Source organism: Martelella mediterranea, from assembly GCF_021021415.1.
Lineage (GTDB): Bacteria > Pseudomonadota > Alphaproteobacteria > Rhizobiales > Rhizobiaceae > Martelella > Martelella mediterranea_C.
The window spans coordinates 42,792-56,114 of sequence record NZ_JAINWJ010000005.1; the positions used below are offsets into that span (position 1 = coordinate 42,792).

The 13,323-nt window shown below is 62.2% G+C and carries 15 protein-coding genes; 7 read left to right on the forward strand and 8 right to left on the reverse strand.

The window, feature by feature from the left end; genetic code table 11:
* Positions 1-11: 11 nt before the first annotated feature.
* Together K7H91_RS03400 and pdxH are read right to left on the reverse strand one after the other, a co-directional pair.
* Positions 12-482, reverse strand: coding sequence for a heme-degrading domain-containing protein (locus tag K7H91_RS03400; RefSeq protein ID WP_230718817.1), 471 nt, complete (start codon positions 480-482; stop codon positions 12-14).
* A 20-nt stretch (positions 483-502) separates the two neighbouring features.
* The gene (gene pdxH, locus K7H91_RS03405; protein ID WP_230718818.1) at positions 503-1,120 is read right to left on the reverse strand and encodes a pyridoxamine 5'-phosphate oxidase; all 618 of its coding nucleotides are present in this window, start codon (positions 1,118-1,120) and stop codon (positions 503-505) included.
* Between the two features lie 238 nt (positions 1,121-1,358).
* Here pdxH and fabI point away from each other — a divergent pair, with 238 nt between their 5' ends.
* From fabI to K7H91_RS03425, 4 genes are all read left to right on the forward strand, one after another.
* Entirely contained in the window at positions 1,359-2,177 is an 819-nt protein-coding gene (gene fabI / locus K7H91_RS03410; RefSeq protein ID WP_230718819.1) for an enoyl-ACP reductase FabI, read from the forward strand.
* A 175-nt stretch (positions 2,178-2,352) separates the two neighbouring features.
* Positions 2,353-2,946 (forward strand): histidine phosphatase family protein, encoded by a 594-nt coding sequence (locus tag K7H91_RS03415; RefSeq protein ID WP_230718820.1) that lies wholly within the window; start codon positions 2,353-2,355, stop codon positions 2,944-2,946.
* A 75-nt stretch (positions 2,947-3,021) separates the two neighbouring features.
* Positions 3,022-4,119: a chorismate synthase gene (gene aroC, locus K7H91_RS03420; RefSeq protein WP_230718821.1), complete on the forward strand. Its 1,098-nt coding sequence runs from the start codon at positions 3,022-3,024 to the stop codon at positions 4,117-4,119.
* Positions 4,120-4,180: 61 nt separating this feature from the next.
* Positions 4,181-4,606, forward strand: a complete 426-nt coding sequence (locus K7H91_RS03425; protein ID WP_230718822.1) for a DUF983 domain-containing protein — start codon at positions 4,181-4,183, stop codon at positions 4,604-4,606.
* 36 nt (positions 4,607-4,642) lie between these two features.
* On the opposite strand, the gene K7H91_RS03430 is transcribed toward K7H91_RS03425, so the two are convergent.
* Both K7H91_RS03430 and K7H91_RS03435 read right to left on the reverse strand, forming a co-directional pair.
* The gene (locus K7H91_RS03430; protein WP_230718823.1) at positions 4,643-5,560 is read right to left on the reverse strand and encodes a sensor domain-containing diguanylate cyclase; all 918 of its coding nucleotides are present in this window, start codon (positions 5,558-5,560) and stop codon (positions 4,643-4,645) included.
* Positions 5,561-5,662: 102 nt separating this feature from the next.
* Positions 5,663-6,340 carry a spermidine synthase gene (locus K7H91_RS03435; RefSeq protein WP_230718824.1) on the reverse strand — a complete coding sequence of 226 codons (678 nt, stop codon included), beginning with the start codon at positions 6,338-6,340 and terminating at the stop codon, positions 5,663-5,665.
* Positions 6,341-6,638: 298 nt separating this feature from the next.
* Between K7H91_RS03435 and rpmG the strand changes: the two genes are divergently transcribed.
* Entirely contained in the window at positions 6,639-6,806 is a 168-nt protein-coding gene (gene rpmG / locus K7H91_RS03440; RefSeq protein WP_018066542.1) for a 50S ribosomal protein L33, read from the forward strand.
* Positions 6,807-6,872: 66 nt separating this feature from the next.
* Here rpmG and K7H91_RS03445 read toward each other — a convergent pair whose 3' ends face one another.
* Both K7H91_RS03445 and K7H91_RS03450 read right to left on the reverse strand, forming a co-directional pair.
* On the reverse strand, positions 6,873-8,090 hold the full coding sequence (locus K7H91_RS03445; RefSeq protein WP_230718825.1) for an MFS transporter: 1,218 nt from the start codon (positions 8,088-8,090) through the stop codon (positions 6,873-6,875).
* 135 nt (positions 8,091-8,225) lie between these two features.
* A complete protein-coding gene (locus K7H91_RS03450; RefSeq protein ID WP_230718826.1) occupies positions 8,226-9,665 on the reverse strand; it encodes a cation:proton antiporter in 1,440 nt (479 codons plus the stop codon).
* Positions 9,666-10,194: 529 nt separating this feature from the next.
* Between K7H91_RS03450 and K7H91_RS03455 the strand changes: the two genes are divergently transcribed.
* Positions 10,195-10,524, forward strand: coding sequence for a hypothetical protein (locus K7H91_RS03455; RefSeq protein WP_230718827.1), 330 nt, complete (start codon positions 10,195-10,197; stop codon positions 10,522-10,524).
* A gap of 3 nt (positions 10,525-10,527) precedes the next feature.
* Here the strand turns inward: K7H91_RS03455 and K7H91_RS03460 are convergent, their stop codons facing one another.
* Positions 10,528-11,259 carry a hypothetical protein gene (locus K7H91_RS03460; RefSeq protein ID WP_230718828.1) on the reverse strand — a complete coding sequence of 244 codons (732 nt, stop codon included), beginning with the start codon at positions 11,257-11,259 and terminating at the stop codon, positions 10,528-10,530.
* A 234-nt stretch (positions 11,260-11,493) separates the two neighbouring features.
* Here K7H91_RS03460 and K7H91_RS03465 point away from each other — a divergent pair, with 234 nt between their 5' ends.
* On the forward strand, positions 11,494-12,630 hold the full coding sequence (locus K7H91_RS03465) for a glycosyltransferase family 4 protein (protein ID WP_230718829.1): 1,137 nt from the start codon (positions 11,494-11,496) through the stop codon (positions 12,628-12,630).
* A 45-nt stretch (positions 12,631-12,675) separates the two neighbouring features.
* Here the strand turns inward: K7H91_RS03465 and K7H91_RS03470 are convergent, their stop codons facing one another.
* Positions 12,676-13,143, reverse strand: coding sequence for an Lrp/AsnC family transcriptional regulator (locus K7H91_RS03470; protein WP_230719010.1), 468 nt, complete (start codon positions 13,141-13,143; stop codon positions 12,676-12,678).
* Positions 13,144-13,323: the final 180 nt, after the last annotated feature.

Here is a 13,323-nt window from a genome sequence, read left to right on the forward strand (position 1 = left end):
AGTGTTCTCCGTCAGCCCTGTTCCTTCACAAACGCCGTCAGCACATCGACGATCAGCCCGTGATCGTCCTTGCTCGCAAGGCCGGATACCGTGATCGCGGCGACGACTCCGACATGGCGGATGCGGACGGGAAAGCTGCCGCCGTGGTCGGCGTAGTCGGTGAGGTTCAGGCCGAGTTCGGGGCCGATGGTGCGGCCCTTGCGGCGATGTTCCAGCTCGATCGCGTAGGACGAGCGGTGAAAGTGGAACACGACGTTCGATTTGCGTCGCGCCCACATGTCGTTGTCGGGGGCCGAGCCCGGGAGGGCCGCATGAAACAGCGTCCGGCTTGGCGTGCGGATATCGATCACCACCGGCGCGTCGAGCGCCAGCGCACGGTCCACCAGCCGCTGGCCGAGATCCCAGGCATCGGTCTCGTCGAAACGGGCGAGAACCAGCTTCTTCTCCTGGCCGGCGACCTGATCTTCAAGTTCGTTTGCCATCGATAACTCCCGGGCTTTTCTCACGGATACATGCGGACCTTGTGCCAGCCGCCCTCGGCGGCATTGCGGCGGAACTCGATGCGGTCGTGCAGGCGGAACTTGCCGTCATGCCAGAACTCGATCGAGACCGGCTTCAGCCGGAAGCCCGACCAGTGCGCCGGGCGCGGTATTTCGCTGACGCCGTATTTCGCCGTGGTCTTGGCAACCGCCCTTTCGAGCGCGAACCGGCTTTCCAGCGTTCGCGACTGTTTCGAGGCCCAGGCGCCGATACGGCTGCCGCGCGGGCGCGACTGGAAATAGGAATCGGCTTCTGCGTCGGTCACCACTTCCACGGGGCCGCGCAGCCGGATCTGACGGCGCAGCGATTTCCAGTGAAAACACATCGCCGCCTTCGGTTGGCCGAGAAGCTCCCTGCCCTTCTGGCTTTCGAAATTGGTGTAGAACACGAAACCGTTGGCGTCGAATTCCTTCATCAGCACCATGCGCACATTGGGCAGGCCGTCCTCGTCGACGGTCGCGACCGCGACGGCGTTCGGATCATTGGGCTCGCTCGCCTGGGCATCCTTGAGCCATTTGGCGAACAGTTCGAAAGGGTCGTTCTCCTCGGTGAAATCAGCCTTGCCGCCGTCGTCAGCCATCGTCGTCACTCCCGATCATGTTTCGCCTGCCGCACGGTCGCAATCAAATCGCGGAAAAATCGCGCCGGATGTCCGTTCCGGCAAGCCAGAGAATGGATATGAGAGAAGACCAAACCGCGGCGCCTTGCAAGCGGCGTTTCGCCGGCGAAAGCGCGATCGACGCGGAAAGGTCAGCTTGAACCGATTAGCCGCCTATGCCATAGGCAGAAACCAGATGAGTTTCAAGGAGCATCGACACATGGCGGAAGCAACCGGCCTCATGAAAGGCAAACGCGGCATTATTCTCGGTGTCGCCAATAACCGTTCGATCGCATGGGGCATTGCCAAAGCATGTCATGACGCCGGAGCCGAGATCGCGCTGACCTGGCAGGGCGACAATCTCAAGAAGCGCGTCGAGCCGCTCGCAAACGAGCTCAACGCCCTGATGGCCGGCCATTGCGATGTCACGGATCCTGCAAGCATCGACGCGGTTTTCGCCACACTCGAGCAGGAATGGGGCAAGATCGACTTCGTGGTCCACGCCATTGCGTTCTCCGACAAGGAAGAACTCACAGGCCGCTACATCGACACCTCGCGCGAGAATTTCGCGAAGTCGATGGATATCTCGGTCTATTCCTTCACCGCCATCGCGCGCCGCGCCGAGAAGATGATGAATGACGGCGGTTCCATGCTCACGCTGACCTATTACGGCGCCGAGAAAGTGATGCCGCATTATAATGTCATGGGCGTCGCCAAGGCCGCGCTGGAAGCCAGCGTGCGCTACATGGCCGTCGATGTCGGCGGGCGCGGCATCCGCGTCAACGCCATCTCCGCCGGTCCGATCAAGACGCTGGCCGGCTCGGCGATCGGCGATTTCCGCTACATTCTGAAGTGGAACGAATACAACTCGCCGCTGAAGCGCAATTGCACGATCGACGAGGTCGGCAACACCGCGCTGTTCCTGCTGTCCGATCTCTCCACCTCGGTCACCGGCGAGGTGCTGCATGCCGATTCGGGTTATCACGTGGTGGGCATGAAGGCCGTCGACGCGCCGGACATTTCGGTGGTCAAGGACTGAGCGGCACCTGGCCAGAGAGGGCGCGAACCATCCCGCGCCTTTTTCTTTCAAAGGCTTGAGAACCATTCCCCGCTCGCCGAAAAGTGTGCAAAACCCCCTCCTCCTTTTGAACTTTCGCATCCGCCTGTAATGAAAGTTGATCGGACGACGCGCCAGCAACCACGGGACGCCGAAATTGCAGATTTATGTCATCCGCCACGGCCAGACGGACTGGAACGCCGAGTACCGGCTCCAGGGCCAGCAGGACATACCGCTCAACGATACGGGCCGCAGCCAGGCCAATGGCAATGGCAGCGAACTCGCCGAAATTCTCGGCGCCGACGCCCATCTCTACGATTTCGTCGCGAGCCCGCTTTCGAGAACCCGCGAGACGATGGAGCGCGTGCGCGCCGCTATGGGGCTGACGCCGGAGCTCTACCGCACCGACGACCGGCTGAAGGAACTTTCCTTCGGCGACTGGGAAGGCCGCACGCTCAAGGAGCTCTCGACGGTCAGCCCGGCGCTTCTCGAGGAGCGCGAAAAGGACAAATGGTCCTTCGTGCCGCCCGGCGACGATGCCGAGAGCTATGAAATCCTGTCCTGGCGGGTGGGCGCATGGCTGAAGGACGTGGTGGGGCCGACGGTCTGCGTCGCCCATGGCGGCGTCATCCGCTCGCTGTTCAGGATCGTCGGCGGCGCCAGCACGGCAGAGGCCGCCGAACTCGCGATCCCGCAGGACAATATCCTGAGCCTCGACCCGGAGACCGGCGTGATCGGCTGGATTGTGTAGCGTCGAGCCTTTTCCTCCTCGACCAATTGCTATAGAGCCGAGCCGTGAGAAATGGCCGGTCGCAGGAGGTTTTTGATGTCGCACAACACATTCGGACACATGTTCCGCGTCACCACCTGGGGCGAGAGCCACGGGCCGGCGCTTGGCTGCGTCGTCGATGGCTGCCCGCCCGGCATCGCGTTCACGCTTTCCGACATCCAGACCTATCTCGACCGCCGCAAGCCGGGCCAGTCGCGCTTCGTCACCCAGCGCCGCGAGGCCGATGAGGTGAAGGTGCTCTCCGGCGTGCTGCCGCAGGAGGATGGCGTCACCTTCATCACCACCGGCACGCCGATCTCGCTGATGATCGAGAACACCGACCAGCGCTCGAAGGATTACGGCGAGATCGCAAGACAATACCGCCCGGGTCACGCCGACTACACCTATGACGTCAAATATGGTCTGCGCGACTATCGCGGCGGCGGGCGTTCGTCGGCGCGCGAGACCGCGGCCCGCGTCGCCGCCGGCGCGATCGCCCGCAAGGTGCTGCCCGATGTGACCTATCGCGGCGCGCTGGTGCAGATCGGCAAGCACAGGATCAACCGCGACAACTGGGACTGGAGCGAGATCGCCAACAACGATTTCTTCTGCCCGGACCCCGAAATTGTGCCGGTCTGGGAAGGCTATCTCGATGAAGTCCGCAAGGCCGGCTCCTCTGTCGGCGCTGTGGTGGAAGTGGTCGCCGAAGGCGTGCCGGCGGGCCTCGGCGCGCCGATCTACGCCAAGCTCGACCAGGAGATCGCCGCCGGCCTGATGTCGATCAACGCGGTCAAGGGCGTCGAGATCGGCGAAGGCTTCAATGCCGCTGAACTCACCGGTGAGGAAAATGCCGACGAGATGCGGATCGGCAATGACGGCCGCCCGCGGTTTCTCTCCAACCACGCCGGCGGCATTCTCGGCGGGATTTCGACCGGGGAGCCGATCGTCGCCCGCTTCGCCGTGAAGCCGACCTCCTCGATCCTGACCACCCGCCAGACGATCGACAAGGACGGCAAGGAAGTCGACCTGCGCACCAAGGGCCGCCACGACCCCTGCGTCGGCATTCGCGCGGTGCCGATCGGCGAGGCCATGCTTGCATGCACGATCGCCGATCACTACCTGCGTGATCGCGGCCAGACCGGCCGGCTCGACTGACCGATGGCGATTGCCTTTGGCGCGCCATTCTGAAACAGTCGGACGCTTCACGGAGACGATCATGGCCGACCAAGCCAATCATCATCGCTACGGCGAAAAAAGCGACCGCCAGCGGATGCCCGCGATCATCAACGGGCTGAAATGCCGCTGCCCGGCCTGTGGCGAGGGCAGACTGTTTTCCCGCTACCTGAAGACCGTCGATGCCTGCGCGGCCTGCGGCACCGAAATCCATCACCATCGCGCCGATGACCTGCCGGCCTATCTCGTCATCCTGATCCTCGGCCACTTCATGGTCGGCGGCTACATGACCGGCGCGGAGCTTCTGGATGTGCCGGACTGGGTCCATCTCGCCATCTGGGTGCCGCTGACGGCGATCGCCGCCTTCGCCATCATCCAGCCCATCAAGGGCGCCGTTGTCGGCCTGCAATGGGCGCTGAGGATGCACGGATTTGACGGCAAGGGCGAGGACCAGCCGGCCGAATACTGACGTCGGCCGTTTTCCGCCGGCATCTTCAGGTCTTTCTCAAGCAGCGATGTCCGACGCGCAGACCCTGTTCTTCCCCTCGCTCTTGGCGCGGTACAGCGCTTCGTCGGCGCGCGCATAGAGTTCGCTCTGCGCTTCGCCCGGTATAACCGATGCCACGCCAGCCGAGCAGGAGTAGAAAAATTCCGGGTGATCCGGGAACGGCCGCAGCGAACTGATCTGCGCCAGCATGCGGTTGATGATCACGATCGCTTCCGCGCCGGTCGTAGCCGGCAGCACAAGGCCGAACTCCTCGCCGCCCAGACGTCCGAAACAATCGGTTCTGCGCACCTGCAGCGAGATTTCGCGGGCGAAATCGATCAGCAGCCGATCGCCGGAAAAATGGCCGAAACGATCATTGACCTGTTTGAAATTGTCGAGATCGAGAATGGCGAAACACCCGGGGCGGCCGTTGGCGGCCACGCCGTCCCGGGCGATCATGTCGTTCAGCCGCTCCATCACAAAGCGCCGGTTGGCGATCCCCGTCAGGTCGTCGGTCAGCGAGCGCCTGAGCGCGATATCGCGCTCCTGTCGCAACACGCTGTCCTTGACGAGCAGCTTGGTGATATCGCTGGCAATACAGACCATCCAGCCGTCCTCGTCGACGGTTTCGGTCATCCACAGCCAGCTTCCATCGTGGACATCGGTCTCGAAGGCGCGGAACGGCACCTTGCCGCGCCGCGACAGCGTGCCCTTCAGCCAGAGATCGAAATCGGCCTCGCCGATAACCGTCCCGCGACGCGCCTCGAAATTGCGCCGCATCATATCGCCCCAGTATGGATATTCCTCGTCCGTGAGGAAGAACGCCTCCCGGTACAGCCGGTTGGCATAGACCAGGACATCGTTCTCATCGAAAACCGCGAACATGACACCCGCTGTCTCGATGAACCGCAGAATTTTCCTCAGTTTTCGTTCCATATCGGCGCGATCGTTGTTTTGGCCCGCACTACTTCGAAACTAATCTCAGATATGGGCCGGTTGAGACACAGGACAAGCATCCGCCTTAAGCCAACTCTCAGTTTATCTGTGGCCGACGCCCAGCCAGATGACATGCTTCGCGCCGCGGCGTTTGGCATTGGCGCGGACGATCCGGACCTCCGTGGCAAAGCCGGCCTTCTCCATCCTGGCGGTGAAACGCGGATCCGGACCGGACGACCAGACCGCGAGAACGCCGCCAGGGCGCAGCGCCCTTCCGGAACGCCCCAGGCCGCCGGCATCATAAAGCCGGTCATTGGAGGCGCGCGTCAGCCCGTCGGGACCGTTGTCGACATCGAGCAGTATCGCGTCGAATGCCGATTTCGATTTTTCGATCAGGATTGCGACATCGCCGGTATGAATTTCAACGCGGGGATCATCGAGCGATCCCTTGAAGACCGCGGCCATCTCTCCGCGCGCCCATTTCACCATCGCCGGCACCAGTTCGGCCACCACGACCCTGGCATCGCCCGGCAGAACGGCAAGGGCGGCGCGCAGCGTGAACCCCATGCCGAGCCCGCCGATCAGCACCACCGGCGCCTTGCGCCCGGCCAGCTTCGCGCAGGACAGTTCCGCCAACGCCTCCTCGGACCCGGAAAGCCGGCTGTTCATCAACTCGTTCGCGCCGAGCATGATCGAGAACTCGTCGCCGCGGCGCTTCAGACGCAGCGTGCCTGCCTCGCCGGGAATGGCGGCGCTATCAAGTTCTATCCAGGGAATCATGGCTGCGGTCGCATGGTTGTTTGCGGGTAAAGTCTGTCTGTCCCTTCTAACTCGCCCAAAATCGCCTCCACTGCAACGCAACCGACGAAGAAATGCGACAAGTTCGGCTTTTGGAACGGGGCCGTATTGACTTTTACGCCAGGATTCGTAGTGTCCCGCCAGATTTTGCCGTGGCCACTGGTCCGGCGAGCATGCGAGGCGTCCGATGCGGGCGCTTCTTGATTTTCAAATTAAAGTCCGGGCGTACCGGTTCCGTTTTCCATCAGGGAGAGCGGATTGCTCTTGAAGGCGGAATAAAATGGCAAAGGCAACAACGATCAAGATCAAGCTGCTGTCGACGGCAGACACCGGCTTTTTCTACGTCACCAAGAAGAACAGCCGCACGATGACGGAAAAGATGGTCAAGACCAAATACGATCCGATCGCGCGCAAGCACGTCGAATTCAAGGAAGCCAAGATCAAGTAATCGCGGCTTTCCATCGGCATTTTTTTCAACGCGTGGGCTCTCGCCCGCGCGTTTTTCGTTTTGGGGCTAGGCGGCCGCTCGTGCGATCAGTTGACCGCGCAGGCCGAACATCAGCGCCGCGAGTGCCGCGCAGACGATCCCCATTGCCGCGATCTGACCCGGATAGCTGACATCCCAGTCGATCAGATAGCCCGTCAGGCCCGGTCCCACGGCAGTGGAGAACACCATGAAGGCAATCACGCTCGCCCTGATACTGCCGAGATAGCGCGATCCGTAAAGCTCGGGCCAAAGCGCGCCGTTAAGCGTGCTCGATGCGCCCATGGCGCAGCCGATCAGCGGCATGAAGACGTAGGGGCTCCACGATGCGCCCGTTACAGCCATGATGAAACAGGCGGCGACCAGCGGCAGCAGCATGAAGGGCATGACCGCGACGGAGGAAAACCGGTCGACGAGCACGCCGGTTACCAGCATCGCGGTGAGGCTTGCGATCGACAGCAGGAAAAACGAGCCCGCGAACATCTCCAGCGTCCAGCCCCTGAGCTCCACCATGTAAACCTGATGAAAGAAGATCGTGGTGCCGATAAAGGGCGGCGCGAGAAAGACAGCAAGCACCGGCCAGAACAGCGGGTCGCGCAGCACTTCGCCGCGCGTCCAGTCGCGAGGCGCGGCGGCGGCGCCGTTCTCGGTGGCAGCGGTCTGCGGCTCCCGCTCCACCCGCATCAGCGCGACTACCAGCGGCAGGCCGACGACGAGAATCAGCGCGGTCGCTGCAAGCCAGCTTCCCCGCCAGCCGACCACTCCCGAAACAACAACGAAGATTAGCGGAAAGCTCGCCTCGCCGACCTGAAAGCCGAGTGAAGACAGCGATACGGCGCGGCCGCGCATGGCATTGAACCAGCGCCCCATCGCTGTTACCGCGATATGGCTCATCATCCCCTGCCCGAACAGACGCAGCATGTAGAGCGACAGGAACAGAAGCACGATCCAGTGCGACAGCGCCATGATGACCGTCGCAAGCGCCAGCAGCGGCATGACGATCAGCACCACCTGAACCACGCTCTTGTAATCGACGATCCGGCCGAAACGCGCGAGCGTCAGCGCGCTCAGCAAGGTTGCGCCCATGTAGAGCAGGCCGAAAGCACCATGGCTGAGATCATATTCGGCGCGGATTTCGCCAGCGGACAGAGAGATGAAATAGGTCTGACCGAAGGCCGTGAAGTAGTTCATCACGAAGGCGCCGCCCACCCAGCGGGCGTTTTCACGCAGGAATGACAGGAAATGCATGTTGAAAGCCTCTGAACCGGGCGAACCGAAGGCGAGCCCCGCCCTCCTCCCGGTCTGCCGATCCGGGGCCTCCCTAGGATCGGGAGACTGAGCGACGTCAGGTTAGCCCCACGGCTTGCCGCAGCGCAACCCCTGTCACGGATGCGGGTCGTCGCCGGGCTCGGACCGCGCCGGCAAAGCCTTCGCCCGCTTGGCCGCCTTTTTCTCCGTCCGGTGCTCCGCCTTGCGGCGGCGGCGTTCGCGGCGGGCGTGGTTGAAGGCGATCAGCCTTGCGCGCGAGCCGGCGACCGCGTGGCCTACAAAGGCCCGGCCGCGCCCGACCTCGCGCAGCTCCTGCGCATAGGCGACGGCAAGGGCATTGCGGTAGCTTTCCAGCCCCTCCGTCAGCGTCGCCTCCACGCGGCGCATCACCGAAACCCAGACCGGCGAGACCAGCAGCGTGATTGCCGTGACCGCGATCACGAGACGATAGAGATCGTCGCTGAGTGCCGCGGCGGCCAGCCCGGCGGCGGCGAGCACGAACGAGAACTCGCCGACCTGCGCCATGGAAAGTCCGGCGATCAGCGCCGTCTGCGGCGAAGAGCCGGTCCAGCGCAGGAACATGACGTTCAGCACTGATTTCGCCGCGACGACACCGACGGCGGCCAGCAGGACGATCGCGAGATGGTCCCAGATGAAGGTCAGGTCGATCAACAGGCCGATGGACAGGAAGAAGATCACCAGCAGAACGCTCTGGATCGGCTCGACCACGGGAATGACACGGCTGCGCAGGGTGGAATTGCCGATGCAGATGCCGGCGAGAAACGCACCATAGGCGGGCGAAAGCCCGGCAACGCCCGAAATCGCGGCCGCTGAAAAGCACAGCGCCAGCGCGCCGAGCGCCAGCAGTTCCACCTTGTCCTCCACCTTTTCCGCGAACGGCACCTTGAGCTTGCCGAAACGGCCGAAATACCAGAGCAGCCCCGCCATGATGCCCACGGCCACCATCACGCGAATCGCGGTCGCGGTGATATCGAACCCCTGCCCGCCGAAGCTCGAGACAAAGATCAGCATCGGCACGACCGCGATATCCTGCGCGATCAGCACGCCGACCGCGATCCGACCGGCATCGCCGCGCAACGCATCCATCTCGTCCAGCATCTTCATCGCCACCACGGTCGAGGAGATCGCAATGACGAAGGACAGAATCACGATCTCGCGGGTGGTCACGTCCAGCAGCAGGCCGATCAGCACCGCCAGCACGGCCGCGCTGACCAATTGGCCGCCGACCACCAGGAGCGCCTGGCGCAGGGAGATGACGAAGGCCTTGATCGACAGCTCCATGCCGATGAAGAACAGCAGCACGACAACGCCCATTTCGCCCAAAAAGGCCACGCTGTCATTGTTCTCGATCAGCCCCAGGCCGGTGGGTCCGAGCAGGATGCCAGCCAGAATGAACCCGACGAGCGGCGGCTGTCTGAGCCACAGAAAACCGAGACCGGCGAGCGCTGCAACGGCGATGACCAGCGCGACAGCCGCAAAATCGCCGCCATGGGACCCGGCCTGCGCAACGGCTTCGTGGACAACCTGCTCCATCGATTTCCTTTCGATTTGCTATGGATCAGAACATAGGCGGTAACGCCTGAAAAGCTCAAGCGTCCCGCGCGGTGGAAAAAAAGATATAAGCCTGAGCAATCACTATATAACCAAAAGGTATCGCCCCTTAACCCCTTGTTCCTGAAGGGTTTAGGCACGACGATCGCCGCGTGATGCGCGAACAGGCATCCGCTTTTTCGCCGCAGTTTGCGCACCGCAGCAACAAAATCGCTTTGTCAGCGCCGAAAATAGTCATATATTCGTAACCATAAATGGAGGAGACGATATGAGCTTATCACGTTCCCTGCATACGATCCTGATCGGAGCCGCCTTCGTTTTCGTCGCGGCCATGCTGTTCATCTAAAGGATCGTCCCGCGCCGGATGGGCATGCAGCCCTTCAAGGAACCGGCGCCCCTGGTTTCGCGTTATATGACTGGACTTCGCGGCGTGGCTTTCGAGCGCACCGCGAAGCCCGTTTACCGCCGCAATTTAATGCGACGGTCGCGCAAAACGCATGGGAGTACAGACATGTTCGAACAGAAGACTTCCGCAAGCGACATCATGGATCGCCTGCGCTTTTCCCAGAAAACACCCGTGGAACGCGCCAGCGCGATGGTACGCGACGAGGTGGATGCGCTGGCCCGCACCGCCCGCAAACATCCGGCCGGCAGCGGCTCGGCGCTGGCCCTGGTCGGTCTCTTGGCGTTCGGCCTCGGCTTCCTCACCGCCCATGCGGGTCAGGATGGATCCGTGCCGAAGAAGCGGCTGTTCCGTTCGCGTCAGCGCGTCGGCAAGCCGGTCTACCGCAAGCGCACGCCCTATTACGCCATGAAGAGCAAGCGCCGCGCCTCCACCTGAGCGTTACTGCCAGTATTCGTCGATCCACGGCGTCGGCCGGGCGTATTTGTAGATTTTCTTCCAGGCCTGCTCGACCGGCCAGGCCCCGATCGCCGCTTCGTCGGGATCGGGCTTGCCGGTGAATGCGACGATTTTGGCGTTTTCGGGAAGCTTTGGCGTTCTGAAGAAGTTCAGAGGCCAGTATGGCACGAGGGTGTGCTTGAAACTGACGCACCAGTCGCGCGGCCAGAATTCCATCCGGTCGATGACCCTGGAAATATAGACCTGCTCGATCCCGTATTTGCGCCAAATGCCTTCGCCATCCGCCTCGAAATCGGTGAAAATATGGGTATTGCGCCCGACATTCCACCGGAAGACGGAGGTGTTACCGATTCCCTTGCCGATCTGGGTCCAGTTCTCGCAGGCGCAGAAAACGCCCGGCTTGTAATCGAACATTGCGTCGATATCGCCTGTGATGACGATATCGAGGTCGAGAAACAGGACATCGCCCGACAGATTCGCAAGCGGAGACTGCCACAGCGACAGCTTGCGCCACGGCGTCCAGGCGATCGCATCCGGAATGTGGATTTCGGGAAGCGGAAAGACTTCAACAGCCGGATCAACGCCGGTGGGGTCATCGGTAAAACACACCAGCCGCGTTGGGCGCACGGTGTGTCGCTTGATCATGGACCAGAGACGGTTCACATAGAGCGCAGGGTAACGTGTTCCCCATTTCATGCATACGATGGTCTGCAAGTTCAAATCCTTGAAATTCCGGCGGGAACCCGACGCGTCAGAGCGAGGCCGAGATACTTGTCAGCCATGTAGGTAATATGGCACATCGAATGCAACCTTGGCAGTAATTTAGAATGGGGGAAAATTCGGATGGGTTGTGAGGCCCCTCTTCTCCGGAAACCTTTTTATCCCCAGTTTCAGACGGAGCAAGCCCGAATTTGACGAAACACATCACGATATGCGGCGTTGGCTCGCATGAATAAGACCCAGTCCAGAATTCTGCAACTGCTGCCGGCGCTCGGCGATGGCGGCGTTGAACGCGGCACCGTGGAAATGGCGTCCTATCTCGCCCGCAGGCATATCGAAAACTGGGCGGCGAGCGCGGGCGGCCCGCTTCTGGAGCCGCTGAAGGCCACCGGCACGCATTACATTCCGCTCGACGTAGGCCGCAAATCGCCGCTCGCGATTGTCGCCAATGCCAGGAAACTTGCGCGCGTCATCGATGACAACCGGATCGATATCGTGCACGCCCGCAGCCGCGCGCCGGCCTGGGCCGGCTGGCTGGCTTGTCGCCTGTCTCGTCGCAAGCCCCGGTTTCTGACCACCTTCCACGGCGTTTACAGCCACGGCAACGCGTTCAAGCGGGCCTATAACAGCGTGATGCTGAAGGCGCCGGTCGTGGTGGCCAATTCCGCCTTCATCCGCGACCACATCATCTCGGTCTACGGCTTCCCGGCCGAGCGCATCATCCTCTCCCCGCGCGGCGTCGACACGACGCTGTTCGACCCTGCCACTGTCAGCGATGAACAGCGCGAAAGCGTGCGCAAAGACCTCGGGGCGGAAGACGGCGCGCCGCTCGTCACCATTGTCGGTCGCCTCACCGACTGGAAAGGCCATCGCTACCTCGTTGAGGCGGCCGATCGCGCGGCGAACAAGACCTGGCATCTCGCCATCGTCGGATCGGGCAATGAAGGCATTATCGCCGACCTCAAGGCGCTGATCGCCGAGCGCGGCCTTGGCAGCCGCGTCACCATCGCCGGAAGCCGTCGCGACATTCCGGCGATCATGGCCGCTTCCGACCTCGTCGTCTCGACCTCCACTCGCCCGGAAGCCTTCGGTCGGGTGGCGATCGAGGCGGAGGTGATGGGAACGCCCGTGATCGCGACCGCCCATGGCGGCAGTCTCGAGACGATCATCGACGGCGAGACCGGCTTTCTGGTCCCGCCCGCAAACGCCGACGCCCTTGCCGAGGCCATCGACGCGGCGCTTGCCGACCCGGCGCGGCTGAAGGCAATGGGGCAAGCGGCACGCGCCCATGTGCTCGCCAATTTCACCGTGGAGATGATGCTGGAGAAGGAATTTTCCGCCTATGAGGCGGTGATGAGCGCGTAGACATCGCCAGAGCCAGGACTTCCGCTCTGGCTCATCGGCAGCGCCTTAGATCGCCACCAGACCTTCCTTCTTGATCTGGCGGATGGTGAGCATGGTGCGCACGGTATCGACATGGGGGTTTGCGGTCAGAACCTCGATGACGAAATCCTGGAACTGCATCAGGTTTTCACACACGCAATGCAGCAGGAAGTCGGTTTCGCCCGAGGTCATCCAGGCCTGGCGCACGATCGGCCAGTCCTCGCTGGCGCGCGAAAACGCCTTGAGCTCCACCTCCGACTGATGCTTCAGCCCGACCATGCAGAAGGCGACGAGATCATAGCCGAGCTTCGGCCCGTTCAGCATCGCGTTATAGCCCTCGATGATGCCCGCCTCCTCCAGCCGGCGCACCCGGCGCAGGCATGGCGGTGCGGAAATGCCGACCCGCTCGGCGAGTTCGACATTGGTCATGCGACCGTCCCGCTGGAGTTCGCGCAGAATTTTAAGATCGACAGAATCGAGATCGGCGCGCATCAAGGGCTCCTGCGGCGGGAAAATCGGGCGTATACGCAATTTTATTACAACATACAGCCAGATTCTTTCAACTGGGAGAAATGGTCTGTTGGTAGCTTGCCGTCCGGCCTTGAAACAGACGGCCTTCCAGCCATAAATGGGGGCAGACTTGCAACTGTTGCGGCGTGCCCCTCTTTGTGGCGC

Bases quoted from the DNA above. Each gene is read 5' to 3' on its own strand.
- pdxH (WP_230718818.1), bottom strand. From the start codon at position 1,120: ATGGCTGACGACGGCGGCAAGGCTGATTTCACCGAGGAGAACGACCCT.
- K7H91_RS03455 (WP_230718827.1), top strand. From the start codon at position 10,195: ATGTTCGAACAGAAGACTTCCGCAAGCGACATCATGGATCGCCTGCGC.
- K7H91_RS03430 (WP_230718823.1), bottom strand. From the start codon at position 5,560: ATGGAACGAAAACTGAGGAAAATTCTGCGGTTCATCGAGACAGCGGGT.
- K7H91_RS03450 (WP_230718826.1), bottom strand. From the start codon at position 9,665: ATGGAGCAGGTTGTCCACGAAGCCGTTGCGCAGGCCGGGTCCCATGGC.
- rpmG (WP_018066542.1), top strand. From the start codon at position 6,639: ATGGCAAAGGCAACAACGATCAAGATCAAGCTGCTGTCGACGGCAGAC.
- K7H91_RS03400 (WP_230718817.1), bottom strand. From the start codon at position 482: ATGGCAAACGAACTTGAAGATCAGGTCGCCGGCCAGGAGAAGAAGCTG.
- K7H91_RS03445 (WP_230718825.1), bottom strand. From the start codon at position 8,090: ATGCATTTCCTGTCATTCCTGCGTGAAAACGCCCGCTGGGTGGGCGGC.
- fabI (WP_230718819.1), top strand. From the start codon at position 1,359: ATGGCGGAAGCAACCGGCCTCATGAAAGGCAAACGCGGCATTATTCTC.
- K7H91_RS03465 (WP_230718829.1), top strand. From the start codon at position 11,494: ATGAATAAGACCCAGTCCAGAATTCTGCAACTGCTGCCGGCGCTCGGC.
- aroC (WP_230718821.1), top strand. From the start codon at position 3,022: ATGTCGCACAACACATTCGGACACATGTTCCGCGTCACCACCTGGGGC.
- K7H91_RS03435 (WP_230718824.1), bottom strand. From the start codon at position 6,340: ATGATTCCCTGGATAGAACTTGATAGCGCCGCCATTCCCGGCGAGGCA.
- K7H91_RS03425 (WP_230718822.1), top strand. From the start codon at position 4,181: ATGGCCGACCAAGCCAATCATCATCGCTACGGCGAAAAAAGCGACCGC.